This window comes from Asticcacaulis sp. P4_H10, assembly GCF_056400965.1.
Map to the genome: position 1 here is coordinate 285,690 of NZ_JBFUKH010000008.1, position 22,875 is coordinate 308,564.

The following is a 22,875-nucleotide window of genomic DNA, read 5'->3' on the forward strand; positions in this document are numbered from 1 at the left end:
TACGGAAAAGCCCGCTCAGTTCGAGCGGGCTTTTTTGTGCCGGTTGACTATGGCTGCCCGCCGAAGCGGACGAAACGGTTCTGGAACTGGCGGATTGACGCTCCGCTTGCAGCCAGAATGCACTTGGGTTAACACTGTTATCGGCGCGCGAACGATGAGGACAGAGTTCGCCGGTCAGGGGAAAACACCATGCATAATCTGATCTGAACCGCGTTCGCGTCCGGCGCACTGGCGCTGGCTGTCGTCACTCCCGCAGTCGCCGCGGATGCGTCATTCAGCGTTCCTGTCGAAACCTTCGCCACGGGCAAGGCGCAAGGTAAGCCCGGCATGATGTGGGATGCGCTCTCGGCAGGCGGCTACAACTTCTACGCCAAGCTGACCTCTACCGGCCGCGCCGGCGGCATGATGTTGAGCAAGATGAAGTACAAGGTCACGGTCGAATATCGCTTTACGCGCGGCGATCAGACCGCGCTTCTGGCCGGCAAGTGCCAGATCGGCTCCGAAACGCAGACCTCATTATTCGGCCTGGTCAGCTCAACGGCATCAGGCGCGCTTTATGCCTGCGAGACGGACAACACCAGCCCCTCAGACTACGCGCTGGAAGTCGCCGTACCTCCGGTCGGCGAAACCAGCGTCAAGGCCAGCGACATGATGAGCGTTTCGGTCGACAAGGACCGGAGCGACGGCAAGTACGCCAAAATCAAGGCCCGGATGACATACAAGGGCGTGGTCTACGAAGCGGTTCCGACCACTTTCGATGCTTCGCGCTCGATCAGCCGTATCGTCGACGGTTATCTGATCACGCGCGACGGCAAGCCCGTCGGCCGGGTCGACGTCAAGGGCACGGCGCGCGCTGAAGGGACAATGACCGTACCGGTGTCGGAAGCCGATGGCCGGGAAGCCGTTATCTACTTCGCCTCGCACCTGATCGCCATGCCCGAACTCAATGCGGGCTTTATGCGCAGTCTGATAGGCGCTGACTGATGATTCGGCGCTGCATGATATCCGCCGTGTGCGCCATTACCCTGGGCCTGGGCGGCTGCGCCACCGCACCTGGCGTCTCGGAAAAGATAGCGTCTATTCCCGCTGAGTTTCGCGGTGAGTGGAATGAGACGCCTCGCGCATGCAGTTCCGGCGGCAGCGATGTGCGGATCGATGAACACAGCGCCGACCAGTGGGAAGATTCCAGCGTCTTTCGCGATATTCGGGTGCTCGGGCCGGGTCACGTGCGGGTGCAAAGTGACGACTACGGCGAACAGACAGCGGATTCGACGCCGGGCAGCGATTATACAGGGCGGCACTGGAGCGAGCTTGTTCTGTCGGAAAACGGACAGAATCTGACCTGGACCTACGCGAATGGACGCTCGGCCAACTACTGGCGCTGCACGCCGGAAGGCTGAACCTTCAGGAAGTCCAGAACAGCCTCGGCGGCGCGTTCTGCGGTCGGGCGCTGGCCTCGGCCAAGGATATCGAGCGCGGTGAACTGCTCGGCGATCTGCTGTTCGCGCAAGGCCTTGTTATCCAGCCGTTCGGTCACTGCCTTCATCAGGTTGTCGGGCGTGCACTCATCCTGAATGAATTCCGGTGCGATGCGTTTATCAGCCATGATGTTGAACATGGTGACGTGCTTCAGCGTCATGATGCGCGTGTAGATCCAGTGTGTCAGCGGTTCCAACTTGTAGGCAATCACCATCGGGCAGCCGGCCAGGGCCAACTCGGTCGAGACCGTACCGGAACATGCAAGCGCCAGGGTCGCCGTCTGCATGGCCGACAGCTTATCAGCTTCGCTGTCGATCAATCGGATGGGTATGGGCAAATTTTTGACTGCCTCAAGCACGCGTTCGCGGACAGTATCAGCCACTGGCATAACGAAAGTCACACTCGGCCTGGCGGCATGCAAGCGGGTCATGACTTCGGCGAAGACCGGCATCATATGACGGATTTCAGCCGGCCGGCTTCCCGGCAGGACCAGCAGCATCGACGCATCCGGCGTCAGCCCAATTGACTTGCGAAACGCAATCGGATCAGCCGATGAGAAGTCGAGGTGCAGTGCCGGATTGCCGACAACGACGGTTTTGAGGCCATGCGCTTCGAAGAACGGCGGGTCCATGGGATGCAGCGCCATCAGGAAATCGACCGATTGCGCCAATGTTTTGGCGCGGCCGGGACGCGCTGCCCAGACCTGAGGCCCGACATATTTGATCAGGGGCACATTCGGCATAGCCTTGCGGATCGCCTGAGCGGCGCGCAGCGTAAAGCCCCAGGAGTCAATCAGGACGACGGCATCGGGTTGTTCGCGCTGCGCCAGGGCGACCGTGTCCTTGACGCGCGCATTGACCCTTGGCAGGGCCTTCAGGCCTTCGACAAGGCCGAGGATCGACAATTGGGCGATATCAAAGGGGCTTTGAACGCCTTGCTCTGCCATACGGGCGCCACCGACACCGACAAATTGCCAGTCGATGTGCGGGGCCTGCGCGCGCAGCTGCGTCATAAGCCCGGCGCCCAGCATATCGCCGGACGCTTCGGCGGCAACCAGCATCAGCTTGCGCTTTGCAATGGAGTCAGTCGAGACCATAGATAAACAGTCCCAGTTCTGCAGCCTTGGCGAAGACGGCGGGCTTGTCGACGATCAAAAGGTGGTCCTTGCGGCCGACAATACCGCATAGGCCAGCGGCCGAGGCATCTTCAACTGTGGAAACCCCGATGGTCGGCATATCGAGGCGGAGGTCCTGAATCGGCTTGGGCAGCTTGGCCAAAACCCCTTTGCGCTGTGCAAGCGAGCCACGGATGTTGCCCGGCAAGGTTGGGATGCGGCGAAGCAGGTTTTGCGTGCCCTCCTGGGCTTCGACGGCCAGGGTGACGCGGCCGGCGACGACAACAGCCTGGCCGATATCCAGCCCGCCAATGGCGCTTGCAATCCGCAAGGCTTCCTGGGCGTCTTCCATAGCCTCGGGCGACGGATCAGGACCAGCTTGCAAACCACCAGCGATCAGAAGGTCAGGATTGGCTTCGTGGGCCCCTTCGATGTGGAAGCCTTGGGCAGCGATGACCTTGGCGACCTGGCGCAGTAGGGAGTCGTCCCCGCCCCGCCCGGCCTGCTGGATCGAAGACAGGGCCTGGGTGTTGGCGGCGCCCTGGTCGAAGGTATTGAAGTCAGGACGCTGGACATAGCCGCACATGGTTACGGCCTTGCACTGTTCGGTGACGAGGATTTCGAACAGCTTGGCGAAGTCGCCGAGACCGAGGGTGTGGCCGGGATGGGCGTTCAGCGCTTCGTCGGACAGGCCTTCGATACGGACGACTGTGTAGGGGCGGCCGGTGCGTGCGGTGTAGTCGGCGACTTCGACCGGGAGCTGGCCGCCGCCGGCGATAAGGGCGAGTTTGGTGGCGTTGGTCATGGCGCTTTCGACTTATGGGGCGTGGGGTCCGCGACCCCACAAATCTATGAGTTCTTTCCAATGAAAGGCCCTTCTAGGGCCTATCATCGGAAAGAATTAAAGGCTTGGGGGCACAGCCCCCAAACCCCGTTACTCGACAGCGTCGCGTCAATGATCCGACGGCAAACAAATCGGTCGCGTCGAATCCTCCCGGATAAACCTGACGATCTCCACGACCTGAGGCACTTCGGCATAGGTCTCGAGCACGTCGTCCAAACGCTCCTGGAACGTGCCCTCTTCCGCGAACATCATCCGATAGGCCGTCCGCAGATGCAGAATCGTTTCCCGCGAAAAGCCCCGGCGCTTCAAACCGACCAAGTTTAACCCTTCAAGCCGCGCATGGTTGCCCCACACCGAACCATACGGAATGACGTCCTTGGTCACGACCGCACCGCCGCCGATAAAAGAATACCGGCCCAGGCGCGCAAACTGATGCACGGCGCACGATCCGCCCAGGAACACGAAATCACCGACCTGCACGTGACCACCGCACGACGCCTGGTTCGCCAGGATGACATTGTTGCCGAGAATACAGTCGTGCGCGATCCCCGAACCCGCCATGAACATACAGTCATTGCCGGCAACCGTGATCCCGCCGCCCTTTTCCGTGCCCGTATGCATGATGACGTTTTCGCGCACCAGACAACGCTCACCGACGATCAGCTTGGTCGGCTCGCCCTTGTGCGCCAGATGTTGCGGCGGCCCGCCCAGGCACGCAAACGGATGCACGACTGTATCGGCGCCAATATCGCTGATGCCGTCGATCACCACGTGCGATTTCAGCTTCACCCGATCCTGCAAGGTCACATGCTGCCCCACAATGCAGTAAGGCCCTACCTCCACGTCCGCGCCAAGTTGCGCGCCGTCGTGGATGATGGCGGTGGGATGGATGGTCACACTCATGAGGCAGGTCTTTCAGTCTGACCGCGCAAGAGCGGCCTTATTATTTGGGGCTTTCGACGACCATGGCCGCGAATTCGGCTTCGCAGACGATCCGGTCGTTGACATAGGCCTCACCGCGGAACTTGAAGATATCGCCGCGATGACGCACCACCTCGACCGGCATGCGCACCGTATCGCCCGGACGAACCGGACTGCGGAACTTTACACCATCCACCGACATAAAGAAGATAGTCTTGCCTTCAACATCTGCGTCCAAAGATTTCGACATCAGCACGGCGCCGGTCTGGCCCATGGCTTCGATCAGCAAAACCCCCGGCATGACCGGGTTTTCCGGGAAGTGCCCTTGAAAGAACGGCTCGTTGAAGCTCACATTCTTGATGCCGGTCATCGACTTGTTCTTGATCCAGTTTTCGCCGCGATCGACCAGTAGGAAGGGATAGCGGTGCGGAATCCGCTTCAGGATCTCGGCATAATCTACCGAAACGCCGGTTTCCGCTACGTCACCCATGTCAGCCGCCGGGGCCGTCTGGACGTCTTGTTCCGCATCGCTCATCTAACTCTTCCTTATCCTTGGCCCGACTTGTCCCTGGGCGGGGTATTCCCGGCGGCCTGTTTTTCCAGCCACACGGTTTCACGTAAAAACTGCCGCGACGCCCTGGCCGGATAACCCGACACAGTCTGGCCATCGGCAACGTCCTTGAAAACACACGACCCGGCGCCGATCTTGCCGCCGGCACCGATACGCAGGTGATCGACGACTCCGGCGCGGCCACCGAACATGGCGCCATCACCGACCTCGACCGATCCGGAAAGACCCGCGTGCGCTGCAACAATGCAGTTACGACCGATTCGAACATTGTGAGCAATCTGGACAAGATTGTCGATCTTGGTCGCCTCTCCGATGATCGTATCGTCGAAAGCTCCCCTGTCGATACAGGTATTGGCGCCGACCGACACGTCGTCCTGCAGGATGACGCGCCCCAACTGCGGCACATCGACCAACCCCCTGGCGTCACCGCTGACGCCAAACCCGGACTCGCCGATCCGCACACCCGACGACAATTGCACGCGGTCGCCAAGCATGGCGCAATAAATGGTGCTGTGGGCACCAATGCGACAATTGCGGCCAATGCGGACACCGGGACCAATCACGGCATGGGCTTCGATGCGCGTACCGGCGCCAATCTCGACGCCCTGACCGATGACGACGCCGACCCCCAGCGACACGCCCTCCTCGCAGCGCACCGACGGGTGCACGAATTGCCCGCCATCGTGAACGCGCGGCTGGTAGAGCTTTGCCGCGAGACGCGACCACGCCGCCTGAGGCGATGCGCCGATCAACGCAACACTGCCTTCCGGAACCTGATCGGCAAAATCCGGAGTGACGAAAATGTACTCAGCGCGCGTGCGTTGCAGCTTGCCCAGGTAGCGGCGGTCACTGAAAAACGCCGCCTTACCTTCGCCTGAACCCTGCCCTCCAAACGATAAAGGGGCGCAGGCCTCTATGAAGCCGCTCCCCTTCGCGTCCGGCGACAATAGCCGGGTCGATGTCAGCCCCAGGACCTGATCTACGTCGATCTTTGAACCGACTTCAAAAAAACGCAGATCAGGCATAGATGGACTTAACTCTTAGTTCGGCTTCGGCGCAGTCCCCGTCGCGGCTGGCTTCGGAGCAGCGGCCGCAGGCTTGGGCGCAGCGGGCTTCGGAGCGGCAGCGGCAGGCCTCGGCGCGGCCGGAGCAGCAGCGGCGCCCGGGGCGGCTTGCTGGTCGAGGCTTACGCGGTCGAAGGCCGGCAGCAGTTCGCCGGTGGAGTCAATCTTCTGCACCACAGCCGAGGTGATGTCCATAGCCGGATTGACATAGGTGAACTTCTGGGCAACCGGCTTGCCGTCCGCGCCCGTCGTCGTCGTGTCATAGCTGAGCAGGCTGGCGGCCGAAACAACGGTCGAGCAGCCCTTTTGCGTCACGACAGCGTTGATGTTCGGGATCAGCTTCGAGAAGATCGCCGCCATCACTTCCTGCTGGGTATACTGCATTTCCTGCTGGCGCTGCTGGACCTTGCCCTGGAAAGCGTCGCGCTTCTTGGCCCAGTCCTGAGCCTTGGTTTCCCAGGCGGTCTTGCCAGCCGGCGTGGCGGCCTGCGTTTTTTGGTTGGCAGCCAGCGTCTTGTATTCGGTTTCCAGCGCCGTGCCCTGCTGCTGCAGCTCGGCATCGACGTTCGACTTCAGCTGGACCAGGCGCTGAGAGGCAGCCTTGCCAATGGCAGAGTTGGCCATGGCGGCCTGTTCGTCGAGCACGCACTGACCTGGGATGGCGGCGCCGAAGGTCGGCGGCGTCGGAGCGGCAGCGGTTTGAGCATTGGCTGCGCCGGCGGTCAGGGCCGCCAGGCCGGCGATCAGGAAGAGGTTCGCGTGTTTCATGTCCGGTACTTTGTGTTTGGTTGAGAGAGTTAAGGTCAGCGATTATTATCAGAATTGTGTCGATTGCGAGAAGCGGAAGGTTTCGACCTTATCGTATTCTTCGCGAGACAGGATCTGGCTTAGGTCGAACTGGATCGGGCCCATCGGCGACTTCCAGCGGATGGTGACACCCGCCGAAGCCCGCAGCGACAGGTCGTCACGAATACTGGTGTTTGCATCCCCCGCATTGAAACCATTGCCGCTGGTTTGGTAAACCTTAAGGCGGCGATCGACCCCGCCAAGCGTACCTAAATCCATGAATAAAGCCGTTTTAAGGCCATATTGTTCCGGCAGGCCGTTGGGAATACCCAGTTCCGCCGAAGCGATACCATAGTACTGGCCGCCGAGGGCGTAGGTCGTCGAGGTGTCACGTGGCCCCATACCAGCATACTCGAAGCCGCGCATCGTGTCCCCGCCCTTGAAGAAGCGGTCGTTGATGCGCACCGAGTCGCCGTTGAAGGCGATAATGGCGCCCGCCGTGCTCGACAGGTGCAGGATCATGTCCTTGCGGAAGCCGTGGTACCAATGGGCTTCGGCTTCGGTGCGGACGTAGCGGACATCGCCGCCAAGACCGGCAAAGTCCTGGCGCAGGACGACGTTCCAGCCGCGCGTCGGCTGGATGAAGTCGTTGCGCAGATCGAACGACAGGGTGTAGCCGACCGACGAGGTTATGCCCTTGCCGCAATTGTACAGCAGGTCGTCACAAGCGCTGGTGCCATAATCGATATTGTCGCTGCGCATGTTGTAGCGCAGGCGCAGCAGCGAGTAGCCGTTCAGGTTATACCCCAGGCGAACGCCGGCACCAATCGTGTCGGTCGAGTAGCTGACGCCCTTGTAGTGATACGAACTCTGGAACAGGTCGAAGCCGGCCTGAACGTTGCGGTTCATGAAGTACGGCTCGGTGAACGAGAAGTCGATATCCTTTTGGATCGAGCCGGTCTGGACGCGGGCGCGGATCTGCTGGCCCGTACCGCGGAAGTTCGACTGCGACACACCGATGTCGAGGATGAACTTCTGGTACGACGAGAAGCCGGCGCCGAAGCTGAGTTCGCCCGTGGGCTGTTCTTCGACCGCAACCTCGATATTGGTCTTGCCGGCCTGGGGCGACGGCTTGTCCTTGATGTCGACTTCCTTGAAGAAGCCCATGCCGCGGACGTAGACCTTGGAACGTTCCAGCAGCGCCTTGTTGTAGGCGTCGCCTTCCGACACCAGCAACTGGCGGCGAATGACGCGGTCCAGCGTCTGGGTGTTGCCGACAATGTCGATCTTGTCGATATAGACGCGCGCGCCCTCATGCACATTGAAGGTCAGGTCGACATTGCGATCGTTCGGATCACCTTCTTCCTGAGGACGGATATCAACGAAGGCAAAGCCCCGTGAACCGGCAGCGAAGGTCAGGTCATCGACAGCCTTTTCGACGCGCTCGGCTTCATAGAGCTGGCCCGGACGGATCGAGATCGAGCGCAGCAGGTCTTCCGACTTCAGCTTGTCGTTGTCGGTCTTGATGCTGATACGGCCGAAATTGTACTTCTGGCCCTCGTCCAGCGTGTACGAAATGGCGAAGTCCTTGCGGTCCGGAGTCAGTTCGGCCACCGCCGAGATGACACGGAAATCGTAGTAGCCACGGTTGGTATAGTGCTTGCGCAACTGCTCGCGGTCGTAATCCATACGATCCGGGTCGTAGTTGTCGTTCGACGAGAAGAACCGCCACCACAACGACTTCTGCGTCACGACCACGCCACGCAGCTCGTTGTCCGAAAACGCTGTATTGCCGATGAAGTTGACCGATGCCACGCCCGTCTTGACGCCTTCGGTGATTTCAAAGATCAGGTCGACGCGCTTTTGCGGCAGTTCGACGATCTTTGGCGTCACGGTCGCCGAGATGCGGCCGGCCTTGCGATACAGTTCAATGATGCGCTGGACGTCTTCCTGGACCTTTGCCTTGGTGAAGACGCCGCGCGGACGGATCTGGACCTCGTCGCGCAGCTTGTCCTTGGTCATCGACTTGTTGCCCTCGAAGACCACCTGGTTGATGATGGGGGCTTCGACGACGGTGACGACCATCTCGCCGCCATTCATGGCGATCTGGACGTCCGAGAACAGGTCGGTGCGATAGAGCGTCTTGACCGCCAAGTCGATCATTTCTGCGTCGACGGTCGATCCGGTCTGGAACGGCAGGTAGGAAACGATGGTCTGCGAATCGATCCGCTCATTGCCCTGGACCGAAATAGCCGACACGTAGGCGGTCTGCTGCGCGGGAGCGGCTGGGGCCTGAGCCTGCGCTTCCGGCGGCGCTTCGGCGACCGGCGCCGCTGCATCCTGCATCAGGAAGGCGCGCGCGTCAGCGGCCGTGGCAAACGTGCCGCCCGCAATAAGAGCCATGACGCTGGCGCTGAAGGAAAGGCTGTGGGAAAGGGTCATGCGGCCTCTAAGCAGGCTGTGAGTACGTTTTTTGGGGGTACGGGTAGTGGCGGTGCGAAGGTCAGGATTCACGGGGTATCTCCGCCACCTTGGCAGACGGGGCTGAAGGTCAGTTTACGCTCAGTCATGACAGCAGTCCCCCGACGAATTTGACCAGACCGGTCCGGTTCAGATCGTTCCAGGCCGCATACAGCATCAGCCCTAATATCAGGACGACGGCCATGCGAATAGCCACGTTCTGCACGGCGATAGGCACCGGCTTCTTTGTGACGCCCTGCCACGCATAAAATGCCAGGTGACCGCCGTCCAGCATCGGGATCGGCAGCAGGTTGAGGAAGCCAACACCGATGGAAATGCTGGCCGTTATGACCAGGAAGCGCAAGAACAAGTTCAGCGCCTGAATTTCGGGTGGCAATTTGGCAATTGCGGGATCCAGCGTCAAGTCACCGGTCACCTTGGTCATGCCGATGACGCCGCTCAGCTGGTCGCCGTTTTCCTTGCCGACAAAGATGCGGCCGATATAGGTGAAAGTCGTGTCGAGAACGGACCAGGTTTCCGCGCACGCCCTGACAAAAGCCTGCGCCGGATTCAACCGGATGCTCTCGACCTCGCTCATGACTTCCGCACCGATACGCCCGCCCTGAACGCCGTCATTCGGATCGCCCGTATCGAGCTTGCCCCGCTTAGGCGTGATAACCACTGTCAAAATCTTGCCGCCGCGATCGATCTCCAGGCGGGCCTGGCTGTCCGCACGCAGGCCAACCAGCTTGATAAGGTCCGGCGCGCCCACGACAGCCCGTCCGTCGACGCTTTGCACGATGTCGCCGGCCTGAAGACCCGCAGCGGCTGCGGGCGAGTCAGGCAGAATCCGGGTAATTTTAGCGTGGCCTTCGCGATCACCGAACACGGAGAACATGATGGTAAACAGGAAGATCGCCAGGATGAAATTGAACACCGGTCCGGCGAGGATGATCAGGGCGCGCTGATACAGCGGCTTGAAATGGAAATAGTCGGCAACGGCCTCAGCGCCTTCGCGCTCGGCAATCGCCGCCCGCGCCGCGTCCAGCTCTTCGGACGAAGGCGACATCGAGGTGACATTCTCATCGCCGGCAAATTTGACATAGCCGCCCAGAGGCAGGGCGCTGATGCACCATTCGACGCCGCGCTTGTCCTTGCGGCGGACGAGAATTTTGCCAAAGCCGATGGAGAAGCGTTCGATGCGGGTATTGAACAGGCGCGCAACGCTGTAATGGCCATATTCATGAAAGGCCACGATGATCGAAATGATCACCAGAAACAGCGGTATGCCGACCAGGAACTGAATCAAGAAACGGTCTCCCTCGCGCCGCGACGGCTATTGTCTGTCCGGCCGTTCGTCAATGCCGGGCCCCTTTTCACGCGCCGAGAGTGGCGTTGGCAAACAGGCCCCGCACCAGCTCCCGGACACCGGAATCGATGTCAAGCGCCAGCACCATGGCGGCATCCCTATCACGACTTGTGTGATGTGGGGAAGGCATAGACGGTAAATGAGCCTTCATCATGGCAATTTCGACATATTCGGATATCTGTAAGAATGTGATGCGGCGGTCGAGAAACGCCTGCACGCACACCTCGTTGGCGGCATTGAAGACCACCGGCATCCCCTGCCCTGCCTCAAGCGCCTCACGCGCCAGCCTGAGCATGGGAAAGGCCTCCAGATCCGGCGCACAGAAGGACAGGTTGCCCTTGGCGACAAGATCCAGTTTCGGCGCCTTCCAAGTGACGCGATCTGGCCAGCCCAGGCAGTATGAGATCGGCACGCGCATGTCCGGCGTACCCAGTTGCGCCAGCGACGAACCGTCGTCATATTCGACCAGGCTGTGGATCACCGATTGCGGATGGATGACAACATCGATCTTTTCCGACGGGGCGTCGAACAGATAGCTGGCTTCGATCAGTTCAAGACCCTTATTGGCCAGGGTGGCAGAATCGACCGTGATCTTTGCGCCCATCGCCCAGTTGGGATGCTTGAGCGCCTGCTCTACCGTCACCAAGCGCAGGTCGTCGCGCGACCGCCCCAGGAATGGCCCGCCCGACGCCGTCAGGATCAGGCGGCTGACCTTGTCGGCCTGGCGCGCATCCAGTACCTGGAAGATGGCATTGTGTTCCGAATCGACCGGCAAAAGGCGCCCACCATGGGCTTCGACGCGCTCAATCAGCGCCCGGCCGCAGCCAACCAGGCTTTCCTTGTTCGCCAGCGCCAGGGTCGCGCCTGTAGCCGCCGCCGCCCAGACGGGCCTGAGGCCGGCAATGCCGACGATCGCCGCCATGATCCAGTCGGCGGGACGGGACGCCGCTTCACAGACGGCATCGTCGCCACAGGCAATGTCGAGGCCACTATCACCGATAAGGTCCCGGAAAACGGTCCATTGCGACGCGTCGGCCAGGACTGTTATGCCTGGGCGAAACCGTAACGCCTGTTCGGCCAGCAGCTCGACATTGCGCCCCCCAACCAGCGCTTCGATATGGTAGTCCTTGCCCGGAACCCCGGTCTCTTCCAGCAGACGCAGGGTCGAGACGCCGATCGAACCCGTCGATCCGAGGATGGAAATACGCCGCACGTTAGATCTCTGTTCCGAGCATGACCAGAAGACGTATAGCCCCGATCGCGACAATGGCAAACATCAAGCCGTCAACGCGGTCAAGCAATCCACCGTGACCGGGGATAAGCGTCCCGGCATCCTTGACCCCGTAACGCCGTTTCAGCGCCGATTCCCACAGGTCGCCGGCCATGGTCGACAAGGCGACGATCAGGCCGACGATCAGGCCTGACGTATCGTGCACGAACAGGTGCGTCAGGTCGTTCAGGCTGGCTGCCGTGAGCATGCCGGCGATCATGCCACCGGCAAAGCCTGACCAGGTCTTGTTGGGCGAATAACGCCGCCACAGCTTGGGGCCGCCGACGACCTTACCGACAAGGTAGGCGGCGCTGTCAGCCGCCCAGGCAATCAGGAAGGCGAAGAAAACCCAGTGAACGCCATGATGCGTGTCCCTGAGCCATATCAGCACCGTCCCCGGCAGGCCGATATAGAAAACACCGTAGGCGGCATCGATCCATCCGACGCCAAGCCTGTAAGCATAAAGCCCCGCGCACAGCGATCCGAAGGCCAGGATCAGCAGCGACAGGACAGGATGGCCGAGATAGCCGACGAAGATCGCTGCCAATATGGCCACGCTGACCGCAACCGCGATCCGGCTGGCGGCCTTTGGCGCCACCATCACGCCCCATTCGATGCTCAGCAGGGCGATACCGACGCTGATCATGACCAGGAAAGGCCAAGGCCGCGTGAACGGCATCCAGTCGAACGGCAGGGCGATCAGGCCCAGAACGATCGGTATCAGGACCAGGGCGGAAGCGATGCGGATGGCAAGTTCACGCCGGCGGGCGCCAGCCTTCGCTGTTTTAGGCAGGCTGGGCGACATTTCCTGCCTCTATGCCGCCGAAGCGGCGGCTTCGTCCGGCGAAAATATCGAGTGCGGATTGCAATGCCTCGCGTCCATAATCCGGCCAGAGGATATCCTGGAAGACGAATTCGGCATAGGCCGCTTCCCACAGCAGGAAGTTCGACAGGCGATGTTCGCCGCTGGTCCGGATCAGCAGGTCGAGCGGCGGCAGGTCATGCGTTGACAGGCCGCCTTCGAACCGTTCCTGCGTAATCTCTTCCGGCCTGAGCGTGCCCGCCTGAACCTGCTCGGCCAGGGCGCGCGCAGACGCGACGATATCAGCCTGGGCGCCATAGTTCAGCGCGACCTGCAGGAAGAAACGCGAATTGGTCTTGGTTTTTTCGTGGGCGTCGTCAACCATGCCGACGATATCGGCAGGCAGGCCATCGCGCTGACCGATGATGCGAACACAAACCCCTTCGCGGCGCAGGCGTTCCAGATCCGATTTGATGAAGGCGCGCAGCAGGCCCATCAGGTCGCTGACTTCGGCCGCCGGCCGGCGCCAGTTCTCGGTCGAGAAGGCAAAGACCGTCATGTGGGTGACACCCAGATCGACCGCCGCCGTAATGGTGCGCTTCAGCGCCTCGACCCCGGCGCGGTGCCCCAGTGTGCGAATCTGCCCGCGCTCCTTGGCCCAGCGCCCGTTACCGTCCATGATAATCGCCACATGCAAGGGCGCACTGGCGCTTGCAGAGCTAGTCTCATCGGCGGAGGCGACGCCTAAGGGCATGAAAAGGCTTTCTGACACGTGCGAAAAGGACAGTGCGCGGATAATCTAATCCAGCTTGCAACTGTCCTCTAGTAAAATCAAATCGTAAGATCGGGGGTTAAGACGGCATTCCGCCCTCACCGCCTACACCTGCATGATTTCGGCTTCCTTGGCCTTCAGCGTCTCGTCGATGCGCTTGATTGCGGCGTCGGTGAATCCCTGGATTTCCGTGCCGCCCTTCTTTTCTTCGTCTTCCGATATCTCCGAAGCCTTTTCGGCCTTTTTGAGGTCGTCCATGGCTTCGCGACGAACATTGCGCACCGCGACGCGCTGGGTTTCGGCGTACTTGCCGGCGATCTTGACCAGCTCCTTGCGGCGCTCCTCGGTCAGCGGCGGGATCGGAATGCGCAGGGTCTGGCCGTCGGTGATCGGGTTGAGACCCAGGCCGCCATTGCGGATAGCCTTTTCGACCGCGATGACCAGGCCCTTGTCCCAGACATTGACCGCGATCATGCGCGGTTCCGGCACCGTCACGGCGGCACAGGCGTTCAGCGCCATGGTCGAACCATAGGCGTCCACGACCACCTGGTCGAGCAGCGATGCCGAGGCGCGGCCGGTACGCAGGCCGGAGAAGTCGTCCTTAAGGGCCACCACGGCTTTGTCCATGCGGTCCTTATAGTGATTGAGATCAGGTTTCATGGCAGTTCTCGCTTCCTGCTATTTGTTTTCTTTGAGATTATTGCGAAATGACGGTGTGTACGCCACCGCCGTGGATGACCTTGGCCAATTCGCCTTCATTGCGGATAGAGAAGACGACGATAGGGATTTCGTTTTCGCGCATCAGCGATACCGCAGTCGCATCCATTACACGAAGATCTTTAGTTAAGACTTCGAGATAATTCAGTTTATCGTAACGCTGGGCGCTGGCGTCCTTCTTGGGGTCGGCCGTGTAGACGCCGTCGACCGACGTGCCCTTGAACAACGCGTCGCAGTTCATTTCGGCGGCGCGCAGAGCTGCTGCCGTGTCGGTCGTGAAGTAAGGCGCACCGGTGCCGGCGGCAAAAATGACCACCCGGCCCTTTTCAAGGTGGCGGATGGCGCGACGGCGGATGAAGGGTTCGCAGACAGCGTTCATCTGGATGGCTGACTGGACGCGGGTATCTACCCCTAAGCGTTCCAGGGCGTTCTGCATGGCCAGGGCGTTCATGACGGTCGCCAGCATGCCCATATAGTCGGCAGACGAACGTTCCATGCCGACCGCGGCCTTGGACAGGCCGCGGAAGATATTGCCACCGCCAATGACGAGGCAAAGCTCGACGCCCTGACGCGCCACGTGGGCGATTTCCTCGGCGACGGCCTTCACCGTATTCATGTCGATGCCGAAGCCCTGATCCCCCATCAGGACTTCGCCCGAGACCTTCAGCAGGATGCGTTTGTACTTCAAATCTGCCGGGGCGCTGGCCATGGAAATATCTCCGGGAATCAAATGGGGACCGCTGAGGGCGCGCGGTTTTCAGCGCCCTGAATAGTTTGCCAGGCCTTTTGACGCAAGGCTTGATCGCGAAAGCTTGCTGGAAAAGGCTTCATAGCGATATGCCAAAAAGTGTGCAGCGGTTTTTGGTAAAATATCGCGACAAAAAAAGCCAAAGAAAAAGGCGCGGCGCCCAAGGGCACCGCGCCTGATTTTCGTCAAGCCAACAGCTTAGGCCTGGCCCGTCATCATCGAAGCGACTTCGGCAGCGAAGTCTTCGGTCTTCTTCTCAACGCCTTCGCCGAGGGCGAGACGGTTGAAGCCGATGATCTTGACCGGCGTGCCGAGCGTCTTGGCGGTTTCGGCAACCAGTTCCTCGACGGTCTGATCCGGATTCATGACGAAGGCTTGCTTGTGCAGCACGACTTCTTCGTAGAACTTGCGGATGCGGCCCTCGATCATCTTTTCGATGACCTGCAGCGGCTTGCCCGATTCCTTGGCCTGCTCGGTCAGGATGGCCTTTTCGCGTTCGACGTGTTCCTGGTTCAGGTCCTCGACGTTCAGCGACAGCGGCTGCGTGGCGGCGATGTGCATCGCGACCTTGCGGCCCATTTCCTTCAGCACTTCCGGATCGCCAGCCGATTCGATGGCAACCAGAACGCCGATACGGCCGAGGTCCGGCGCGATAGCGTTGTGGATGTAGGTGGCGACGACGCCTTCGGAGACCGAAAACTTGGCGTAACGGCGCACGACCATGTTTTCGCCGATCGTGGCGATCAGGTTGGTGATCTCGTCATTGACAGCCGCGGCAACGCCTTCGACCGTGTCGTTTTCGAGACCGGCCTTACCGGCGTTGCGGGCCAGGGTCTGGAACAGGTCGTTGCGCGACACGAAGTCGGTTTCAGCGTTCACTTCGACGGCAGCGGCGGTCATGCCCTTGCCTTCGACCTTGGTGGCAACGACAACCAGGCCTTCAGCTGCGATGCGGTCAGCCTTCTTGGCAGCCTTGGAGAGGCCTTTGGCGCGCAGCCAGTCCATCGACGCTTCGATATCGCCGTTGTTCTCGGCCAGCGCCTTCTTGCAGTCCATCATGCCAACGCCGGAACGGTCGCGCAGGTCCTTAACGAGCGCTGCAGTGATCTCAGCCATGAAATCCTCCATAGATCAGAAATTTAAGATCGTGCCGCATGCTAGCGGCGATCCATGTCAATTAAACAACAGCTTAAGGACGTAATCGCGCCTTAAGCTGTTTCAAGTCGTGACGGGTCCGGGCTGTAGCCTGGACCCGTATATAGGAAGCCTTAGGCCTGTTCGGAAGTCTCGGCCGACAGGGCCGGCTCAACCGGAGCCACAGCGGCGCCAAGATCAACGCCCGATGCGACCTGACCAGCGGCCAGACCGTCGAGAACGGCGTCAGCGACCAGGTCGCAATACAGTTGCAGGGCGCGGGCGGCGTCGTCGTTGCCCGGGACCGGGAAGGTGATGCCGTCCGGATCCGAGTTCGAATCGAGGATACCGATGACCGGGATGTTCAGCTTGCGAGCTTCCTGGATGGCGATCGATTCCTTGTTGGTATCGATCACGAACATCAGGTCGGGGATACCGCCCATGTCCTTGATGCCGCCCAGCGACAGTTCCAGCTTTTCGCGCTCGCGCGTCAGCATCAGCAGTTCCTTCTTGGAACGGCCGGCCGGGTTGTTGTCCAGCACCTGCTCCAGTTCGCGCAGACGCGCGATCGAGCCCGAAATGGTGCGCCAGTTGGTGAGCGTGCCGCCCAGCCAACGGTGGTTAACGAAGTACTGCGCCGAACGCTTGGCGGCGACCGAAACCGGGCCTTGTGCCTGGCGCTTGGTGCCGACGAACAGGACGCGGCCACCCGAAGCAGCCACTTCACGCACCTTTAGGAGCGCCTGGTGGAACAGCGGCAGGGTCTGCGACAGGTCGATAATGTGGATGTTGGAACGCGCACCAAACAGGTAACGCTCCATTTTCGGGTTCCAGCGGTGGGTCTGGTGACCGAAGTGCGCGCCGGCTTCGAGCAGGAGGCGCATAGAAATTTCAGGCATAGCCATAAGTCAGATCTTCCTTCTTCCGATAATCCTCCGCAGACTGAAAAGCGTGGGCAAACACATGCCTGCCCTGAGCCTCGGAACGTCCCGAACAAGTCGGGGCGCACGTCTGCGTGTGAGATGACGCGCACCTATTCACAATTTCAAAAAAAAGCAAGCCTTACGAATAGAAAAACGCAAGGTGTGTAACTGCTTTGTCGCGATGTCAGCGGAAAACCGCACACACACATAGCTTAGACATCCTCAAAGTAGGTCACGCCGGGCATGGCCTTGAGCCGCCCACGCAGAGTCGCATCGAGACTGTAGCGCTGCGGCATCTTCACCTCGATCTCACCCTGCCCGCTCAGATCGCTCAGCAGGGTGATCTCACCGCCGGTCTTGCCCTTTGCCTCTTCCAGGTAGGTCCGCAGCAGTGCCAGGTCGATGACCTGGGCCGAGACGTGTACACGCAGCCCCATATCATTGGTGTTGAGCGTCGCAGCCAGAGGCGTCGCCTCGTCACCAAAGAAGCGCACTTCGCCGTCACGGCCCTTGGAGCGAACCTTGAGCACGATCGAAGTGCCAGGTTCGAGATTATCGCGGTTCTTTTTCAGCGATTCCGGCGGGAACAGGACCTCGTACTCGCCGGTCGGGTCGGACAGGGTGACGAAGGCAAACTTCTCTCCCGAGCCCGCGGCAGCGCGTTCCTGGCGCCTGCGAATGACGCCGGCCATGCGGAAGGCTTCGCGGCCCTCCTGGGCCAGGGACAGGGCTTCGGCGTACAGCGTCACCTTCTTGCGCTTGAAGACATCGACCATATCCTGCAACGGATGCCCCGACAGATAAAAGCCGATCGCCGACAGTTCTTCGTCCAGCCGCGCCGGTCCCGACGACGGATTGACATTGGGCACACGTGGCCGCGACGACTGGCTGGAGCCGAACAGGCTGACCTGAGATGCCGCCCGCTCCGCAGCCATGCTCTGGGCATAGGCCATGAAGATGTCGGCGCATTGCAGGATCTGCGAGCGATTGGGATGAATCGAATCGAAGGCGCCGGCCTTGGCCAGGTTTTCGATCGCGCGCTTGTTGACCGCCTTGGGGTCGATCCGTTCCAGGAAGTCAAAAATGTCGGTGAACTTGCCATCACGCTCGCGCGTTTCGATCACGCTCTGCATGGCCTCGAAGCCGACGTTGCGGATGGCGCCCAGCGCATAGAGGATTTCGCCATTTTCGACGTCGAAATCGGCCATGGAGGTGTTGATGTCCGGCGCCTTGATCGTAATCCCGAAACGCCGGGCATCCTGGTAGAAGACCGCCAGTTTATCGGTATTGGCGATATCGAGACTCATGGTCGCGGCGAAGAATTCGACCGGGTGATTGGCCTTCAGATAGCCCGTCTGGTACGAAATAAAGGCGTAGGCGGCGGCGTGCGACTTGTTGAAGCCGTAGCCGGCGAACTTGTTCACCAGTTCGAAAATGCTGTCCGACTGCTTTTCGGGCACGCCCTTCTCTGCGGCGCCGGAAATGAAACGGGCCTTCTGCAGGTCCATTTCCTCTTTCTTCTTCTTACCCATGGCGCGGCGCAGCAGGTCGGCTTCACCGAGACTGTAGCCCGACAGGACCTGGGCGATCTGCATCACCTGTTCCTGATAGATGATGACGCCGTAGGTCTCCTTCAGCACCGGCTCCAGCGACGGATGCAGCATATCGATCTCAAGCCGGCCGAACTTACGATCGACATAGGTGTCGATATTGTCCATCGGACCCGGACGATAGAGCGAGATCAGGGCGGTGATTTCTTCCAGCGAACCACAGCGCATCTTGCGCAGGGTGTCGCGCATGCCCTGGCTTTCAAGCTGGAACACGCCGATCGACTGGCCCGAGGCCAGCAGTTCGTAGGTCGGCGTATCGTCCAAAGCCAGGGTCGAATAGTTGATGTCGATGCCGCGCTTACGCAGGTACTTCTGCGCGCGGTCAAGCACGGTCAGGGTCTTCAAACCCAGGAAGTCGAACTTGACCAGGCCGGCGCTTTCAACCCACTTCATGTTGAACTGGGTGGCGGGAATGTCGGAACGCGGATCGCGGTAGAGCGGCACCAATTCGATCAAGGGCCGGTCGCCGATCACGATACCGGCAGCGTGGGTCGAGGCGTTGCGGTACAGGCCTTCGAGGCGCAGCGCCGTATCGAGCAGGTTCCTGACCGCCTCTTCCTCGTCGCGCGCCTGCTTGAGACGCGGCTCGATCTCAATGGCCTGCGCCAGCGTGGTTGGATTGGCCGGGTTGTTCGGCACCATCTTACACAAGCGATCAACCTGGCCCAGCGGCAACTGCATGACGCGGCCGGTATCGCGCAGAACGGCACGCGCCTGCAGCGTACCGAAGGTGATAATCTGGGCCACGCGGTCGCGGCCGTACTTCTCCTGCACGTAGGAGATCACCTCTTCGCGGCGTTCCTGGCAGAAGTCGATATCGAAGTCGGGCATCGATACCCGTTCCGGATTCAGAAAGCGTTCAAACAGCAAGCCAAAGCGCAGCGGATCCAGATCAGTAATCAATAGCGCCCAGGCAACCAGCGAGCCGGCGCCCGACCCCCGCCCCGGTCCGACCGGCACGCCGTGGGACTTGCCCCACTTGATGAAGTCCGAAACGATCAGGAAGTAGCCAGGAAAGCCCATCTTCTGGATGACGCCGATTTCGCGCTCCAGGCGCGCCCAGTAGTCCTCTTCAGGCACGGCCAGCTTGACCTGCTTGAGACGCTCTTTCAGCCCTTCGCGCGCCTGGTAGGCCAGTTCCTCGGCCTCGTTACGGCCATCGCCGGTATCAAAGCGCGGCAGGATGGGATCGCGCTTACTGACCATGAAGGCGCAACGGCGGGCAAATTCCAGCGTGTTGTCGCAGGCTTCCGGCAGGTCGGCGAACAGTTCGCGCATTGCCTTTGACGGCTTGAACCAGTGATCCTTGGTGACCTTGCGGCGGTCATCAACGCCCAAAAACGTACTGTCTGAAATACACAGCAGTGCTTCGTGGGCGCGGTAGAGGTCCGGAGAGGCAAAATAGGCGTCGTTGGTCGCTACCAGCCCGACATCATTCTCATAGGCGAATTCGACAAGGCCGATCTCGGCTGGTCCACCCTTTATGCCACCGTGCGGGCCGCCGTCGTGGCGCTGAAGTTCGATGTAGAAACGATCACCAAAGACTTCGAGCATCGCCCTAAGGGCCGTCTTGGCCTCTTCGGGCTTGTTCTGGCGGAAGGCGACATCGACCGGCCCATCAAACCCGCCGGAGAGAGCTAGCAGGCCTTCGTTATTCTCGGCAATGTCAGCCCAGGTGACGTGCGGTTCCTGGATGCCGTCATTCTCGACATAGGCCTTGGACGACAGTTTGGTAAGATTGAGATAGCCCTGTTCATTCTGGGCATAGAGGATAATCGTCGGAATCCGCGCCCAATTTTCCTTCGGCGTAACGCCAATGCCCTTGACTGGGATGGCGGCGCCGACGATCGGCTGGATACCCGCATCCTTGCAGGCCTGCGAAAATTCGAGCGCGCCGAAGAGATTGCAACGATCGGTGATAGCAACCGCCGGCATCTCGTTCTTCAGAGCCAGCTTGCCCATATCGGAGGCCTTTATGGCGCCTTCGAGAACCGAATAGGCCGAGCGGACTCTTAGATGGACAAAGTCTTCGCTCACAGCCGCCTCCCGACTTCAGGTCTTCTCGCGACTCACGCCGCCATGGACAGAACCTGACACATGACCGCGACAAAAGCCGCTACCGAAGCGAAAGACAATACATGATGCAAGGCGCCGACCATTTTTCCACTCCTATTTCCGGAACATCGTGCGGCCGTTCCTGGCCACTGATGGATAATTCTTGTTTTGTTCTATATTCCGGTTTTGTTCTCACCGCAAATCCTTTCTGTGAATTACGGGAACAAAATGTGAAAGAAGCGAAATTACAATGTGTTAGGAGACGCGTTCTGGCGTGAACGGTACGAGTGTTCCGTTCTCCAAACGCACCACGCGGTCCATGTGCCGCGCCAGTTCCAGGTTGTGCGTGGCGATCAGCGCCCCTACACCTTGCGCCTTCACGATCGTCTTCAAGGCATCGAAGACCTGCCTGGACGTATCCGGGTCAAGATTGCCCGTCGGTTCGTCCGCCAGCAACAGGCGCGGATTGTTGGCCAGTGCCCGGGCGATCGCCACACGCTGCTGTTCGCCGCCCGACAGCTGCGCCGGCTGGTGGTCCAGGCGCTCAGCCAGACCAAGCGTCGTCAGCAGTTCGCGCGCCCTCGCCTCGGCATCAACGGCGCTACGGCCCAGAATACGTTGCGGCAGGGCGACATTGCCCAGCGCCGAATATTCCGGCAACAGGTGGTGGAACTGATAGACGAAGCCGATCTTTTCCAGTCGTGCCCGCGTCCGTTGTTCCTCGTTGGCAGTGTGGAAATCCTGACCATCTATGGTCAGGCGGGCATTCGGCGCTGCTTCGAGCAGACCGACGGCATGCAACAATGACGACTTGCCCGAACCCGACGGCCCGACCAGGCCGACGAATTCACCGGGCGCAATATCGAGATCGACACCATTCAGCACCGTCAATGTGCGGCCTTCGCCGACCTTGTAATTGCGGTGCAGATCGCGCAGGGAGAGGATTGGCTTACTCATAGCGAAGTGCCTCTACAGGCTCGAGCTTGGCCGCCCAAAGCGACGGGAATAGGGTCGACAGGCACGCCGCCAGCAGCGAGGCGAGGACGATGAAGGTCACTTCGACCGGGTCCATCTTGGCCGGCACGTGATCGAGGTAATAGACGTCCTTGGGGAAGAGGTCGTGCTGAAAGACCCATTCCAGGAAGTGCTGGATTTCGCGGATGAAGGTGCAGAACAGGACGCCCAGCAACAGGCCGGTGACCGTACCGGCCGCACCGATCGTGGTGCCCGTCAGGAAGAAGACACGTGAAATCGCGGACCGATCCGCGCCCATGGTCCGCAGGATGGCGACATCCCGCGCCTTGTTTTTCACCAGCATGACGACGCCGGAAATGATGTTCAGCGAGGCGATGATGACGATGAAGAACAGGATGAAACCCATGGCGGCGCGTTCGACCTGAAGCGCGCCCCACAGCGAGCCGTTGGTCTGCGTCCAGTCCTGGAAGAGCGCCTTGTCGCCGGCCGCCTGCAGCAGTTGCCCGCGCCAGGCCGTTATATCGTAAGGGTTCTGGACCTTGATTTCGACCATGTCCCATTCGTCTTCGCGATCGAAGAAGAGCTGGGCCTGGTTGAGCGGCAGATAGACGAAGGCGCGGTCAATCTCGCTGACACCGCTATGGAAAACGCCACCCACCGTATAGACCACTCGCCGCGGCGTGGCGCCGAACGCCGTCGATCCACCGGGCGAAACAAGCGTTACCTCGTCGCCGGCGCGCAGTCCCATGCGGCTGGCCAGGCCATCACCGACCATGACGACATTGCCGCCATAGTCGCCGACACCGAACTGCTTGAGAGACCCATCCTTGATATTGTTGACGATGATCGAGGTGTTCTTCAGCGTATCGGGCTCGACGCCGCGCACATAGGCGCCATCGATATCGCCACTGGTACTCTGGATCAGAGCCGCACCGGTCAGGAAGGGCGCCGCCTGCGTGACGCCCGGCACGGCCTTGAGGCGCTTCAGCATGTCGTCACGGTGCGCAAAGTCATCCAGCGGCGCGCCATACAGATAGCCATGACCGCCGAAGGCCAGCAATCGCGACAGCATCTCATCGCGAAAGCCGTTCATGATCGACATGGTCGAGATCAGCGCCGTGACGGCCAGGGCAATGCCGATATAGGAGATGATGGCGATGACGGCGATCCCGCCATCCTTGCGGCGGGTTCGCAGATAGCGCATGGCCAGGCTGAATTCCCAGGGACGGAAACCGAACAGCGCCTTCAAAAATCCCATATG

20 protein-coding genes are annotated in these 22,875 nt (G+C 60.5%); 2 read left to right on the top strand and 18 right to left on the bottom strand.

The window, feature by feature from the left end:
• Positions 1-327 precede the first annotated feature (327 nt).
• Both AC1DON_RS16055 and AC1DON_RS16060 read left to right on the top strand, forming a co-directional pair.
• Complete coding sequence (locus AC1DON_RS16055) at positions 328-984, top strand: hypothetical protein (RefSeq protein ID WP_476935816.1); 657 nt, start codon at positions 328-330, stop codon at positions 982-984.
• Positions 985-998: 14 nt separating this feature from the next.
• Positions 999-1,400 (top strand): hypothetical protein, encoded by a 402-nt coding sequence (locus tag AC1DON_RS16060; protein ID WP_476935817.1) that lies wholly within the window; start codon positions 999-1,001, stop codon positions 1,398-1,400.
• Here the strand turns inward: AC1DON_RS16060 and lpxB are convergent.
• The 18 genes from lpxB to AC1DON_RS16150 all read right to left on the bottom strand — a co-directional run bounded on the left by lpxB (position 1,373) and on the right by AC1DON_RS16150 (position 22,872).
• Positions 1,373-2,575: a lipid-A-disaccharide synthase gene (lpxB, locus tag AC1DON_RS16065; RefSeq protein WP_476935818.1), complete on the bottom strand. Its 1,203-nt coding sequence runs from the start codon at positions 2,573-2,575 to the stop codon at positions 1,373-1,375. The two genes, AC1DON_RS16060 and lpxB, sit on opposite strands and share 28 nt — an antisense overlap.
• A complete protein-coding gene (locus tag AC1DON_RS16070) occupies positions 2,562-3,398 on the bottom strand; it encodes an LpxI family protein (RefSeq protein ID WP_476935819.1) in 837 nt (278 codons plus the stop codon). The genes lpxB and AC1DON_RS16070 overlap by 14 nt, the downstream gene beginning before the upstream one ends.
• Positions 3,399-3,545: 147 nt before the next feature.
• The gene (gene lpxA / locus AC1DON_RS16075; protein ID WP_476935875.1) at positions 3,546-4,334 is read right to left on the bottom strand and encodes an acyl-ACP--UDP-N-acetylglucosamine O-acyltransferase; all 789 of its coding nucleotides are present in this window, start codon (positions 4,332-4,334) and stop codon (positions 3,546-3,548) included.
• 46 nt (positions 4,335-4,380) lie between these two features.
• Complete coding sequence (fabZ, locus tag AC1DON_RS16080; RefSeq protein ID WP_476935876.1) at positions 4,381-4,848, bottom strand: 3-hydroxyacyl-ACP dehydratase FabZ; 468 nt, start codon at positions 4,846-4,848, stop codon at positions 4,381-4,383.
• Between the two features lie 56 nt (positions 4,849-4,904).
• Positions 4,905-5,954, bottom strand: a complete 1,050-nt coding sequence (gene lpxD, locus AC1DON_RS16085) for a UDP-3-O-(3-hydroxymyristoyl)glucosamine N-acyltransferase (RefSeq protein ID WP_476935820.1) — start codon at positions 5,952-5,954, stop codon at positions 4,905-4,907.
• A 15-nt stretch (positions 5,955-5,969) separates the two neighbouring features.
• The gene (locus AC1DON_RS16090) at positions 5,970-6,761 is read right to left on the bottom strand and encodes an OmpH family outer membrane protein (RefSeq protein WP_476935821.1); all 792 of its coding nucleotides are present in this window, start codon (positions 6,759-6,761) and stop codon (positions 5,970-5,972) included.
• Between the two features lie 48 nt (positions 6,762-6,809).
• Entirely contained in the window at positions 6,810-9,221 is a 2,412-nt protein-coding gene (gene bamA / locus AC1DON_RS16095; RefSeq protein ID WP_476935822.1) for an outer membrane protein assembly factor BamA, read from the bottom strand.
• 124 nt (positions 9,222-9,345) lie between these two features.
• A complete protein-coding gene (locus tag AC1DON_RS16100) occupies positions 9,346-10,548 on the bottom strand; it encodes a M50 family metallopeptidase (protein ID WP_476935823.1) in 1,203 nt (400 codons plus the stop codon).
• A 67-nt stretch (positions 10,549-10,615) separates the two neighbouring features.
• The gene (gene dxr, locus AC1DON_RS16105) at positions 10,616-11,821 is read right to left on the bottom strand and encodes a 1-deoxy-D-xylulose-5-phosphate reductoisomerase (RefSeq protein ID WP_476935824.1); all 1,206 of its coding nucleotides are present in this window, start codon (positions 11,819-11,821) and stop codon (positions 10,616-10,618) included.
• Position 11,822: 1 nt separating this feature from the next.
• On the bottom strand, positions 11,823-12,683 hold the full coding sequence (locus AC1DON_RS16110) for a phosphatidate cytidylyltransferase (protein ID WP_476935825.1): 861 nt from the start codon (positions 12,681-12,683) through the stop codon (positions 11,823-11,825).
• On the bottom strand, positions 12,664-13,434 hold the full coding sequence (gene uppS / locus AC1DON_RS16115) for a polyprenyl diphosphate synthase (protein WP_476935826.1): 771 nt from the start codon (positions 13,432-13,434) through the stop codon (positions 12,664-12,666). The genes AC1DON_RS16110 and uppS overlap by 20 nt, the downstream gene beginning before the upstream one ends.
• A 123-nt stretch (positions 13,435-13,557) precedes the next feature.
• Complete coding sequence (frr, locus tag AC1DON_RS16120) at positions 13,558-14,112, bottom strand: ribosome recycling factor (RefSeq protein WP_476935827.1); 555 nt, start codon at positions 14,110-14,112, stop codon at positions 13,558-13,560.
• Between the two features lie 37 nt (positions 14,113-14,149).
• Positions 14,150-14,878 (bottom strand): UMP kinase, encoded by a 729-nt coding sequence (gene pyrH / locus AC1DON_RS16125; protein WP_476935828.1) that lies wholly within the window; start codon positions 14,876-14,878, stop codon positions 14,150-14,152.
• A 237-nt stretch (positions 14,879-15,115) separates the two neighbouring features.
• Positions 15,116-16,033 (bottom strand): translation elongation factor Ts, encoded by a 918-nt coding sequence (gene tsf, locus AC1DON_RS16130; RefSeq protein WP_476935829.1) that lies wholly within the window; start codon positions 16,031-16,033, stop codon positions 15,116-15,118.
• A 152-nt stretch (positions 16,034-16,185) separates the two neighbouring features.
• The gene (gene rpsB / locus AC1DON_RS16135) at positions 16,186-16,956 is read right to left on the bottom strand and encodes a 30S ribosomal protein S2 (RefSeq protein ID WP_476935830.1); all 771 of its coding nucleotides are present in this window, start codon (positions 16,954-16,956) and stop codon (positions 16,186-16,188) included.
• Positions 16,957-17,186: 230 nt separating this feature from the next.
• Positions 17,187-20,621 carry a DNA polymerase III subunit alpha gene (gene dnaE / locus AC1DON_RS16140; RefSeq protein WP_476935831.1) on the bottom strand — a complete coding sequence of 1,145 codons (3,435 nt, stop codon included), beginning with the start codon at positions 20,619-20,621 and terminating at the stop codon, positions 17,187-17,189.
• 273 nt (positions 20,622-20,894) lie between these two features.
• The gene (locus AC1DON_RS16145) at positions 20,895-21,596 is read right to left on the bottom strand and encodes an ABC transporter ATP-binding protein (RefSeq protein WP_476935832.1); all 702 of its coding nucleotides are present in this window, start codon (positions 21,594-21,596) and stop codon (positions 20,895-20,897) included.
• Complete coding sequence (locus AC1DON_RS16150) at positions 21,589-22,872, bottom strand: lipoprotein-releasing ABC transporter permease subunit (RefSeq protein ID WP_476935833.1); 1,284 nt, start codon at positions 22,870-22,872, stop codon at positions 21,589-21,591. Before AC1DON_RS16150 ends, AC1DON_RS16145 begins: the two co-directional genes overlap by 8 nt.
• Between the last annotated feature and the right edge of the window lie 3 nt (positions 22,873-22,875).

Bases quoted from the DNA above. Each gene is read 5' to 3' on its own strand.
- AC1DON_RS16055 (WP_476935816.1), top strand. From the start codon at position 328: ATGATGTGGGATGCGCTCTCGGCAGGCGGCTACAACTTCTACGCCAAG.
- AC1DON_RS16060 (WP_476935817.1), top strand. From the start codon at position 999: ATGATATCCGCCGTGTGCGCCATTACCCTGGGCCTGGGCGGCTGCGCC.
- lpxB (WP_476935818.1), bottom strand. From the start codon at position 2,575: ATGGTCTCGACTGACTCCATTGCAAAGCGCAAGCTGATGCTGGTTGCC.
- AC1DON_RS16070 (WP_476935819.1), bottom strand. From the start codon at position 3,398: ATGACCAACGCCACCAAACTCGCCCTTATCGCCGGCGGCGGCCAGCTC.
- fabZ (WP_476935876.1), bottom strand. From the start codon at position 4,848: ATGGGTGACGTAGCGGAAACCGGCGTTTCGGTAGATTATGCCGAGATC.
- lpxD (WP_476935820.1), bottom strand. From the start codon at position 5,954: ATGCCTGATCTGCGTTTTTTTGAAGTCGGTTCAAAGATCGACGTAGAT.
- AC1DON_RS16090 (WP_476935821.1), bottom strand. From the start codon at position 6,761: ATGAAACACGCGAACCTCTTCCTGATCGCCGGCCTGGCGGCCCTGACC.
- bamA (WP_476935822.1), bottom strand. From the start codon at position 9,221: ATGACCCTTTCCCACAGCCTTTCCTTCAGCGCCAGCGTCATGGCTCTT.
- AC1DON_RS16110 (WP_476935825.1), bottom strand. From the start codon at position 12,683: ATGTCGCCCAGCCTGCCTAAAACAGCGAAGGCTGGCGCCCGCCGGCGT.
- uppS (WP_476935826.1), bottom strand. From the start codon at position 13,434: ATGCCCTTAGGCGTCGCCTCCGCCGATGAGACTAGCTCTGCAAGCGCC.
- frr (WP_476935827.1), bottom strand. From the start codon at position 14,112: ATGAAACCTGATCTCAATCACTATAAGGACCGCATGGACAAAGCCGTG.
- pyrH (WP_476935828.1), bottom strand. From the start codon at position 14,878: ATGGCCAGCGCCCCGGCAGATTTGAAGTACAAACGCATCCTGCTGAAG.
- tsf (WP_476935829.1), bottom strand. From the start codon at position 16,033: ATGGCTGAGATCACTGCAGCGCTCGTTAAGGACCTGCGCGACCGTTCC.
- rpsB (WP_476935830.1), bottom strand. From the start codon at position 16,956: ATGGCTATGCCTGAAATTTCTATGCGCCTCCTGCTCGAAGCCGGCGCG.
- AC1DON_RS16145 (WP_476935832.1), bottom strand. From the start codon at position 21,596: ATGAGTAAGCCAATCCTCTCCCTGCGCGATCTGCACCGCAATTACAAG.
- AC1DON_RS16150 (WP_476935833.1), bottom strand. From the start codon at position 22,872: ATGGGATTTTTGAAGGCGCTGTTCGGTTTCCGTCCCTGGGAATTCAGC.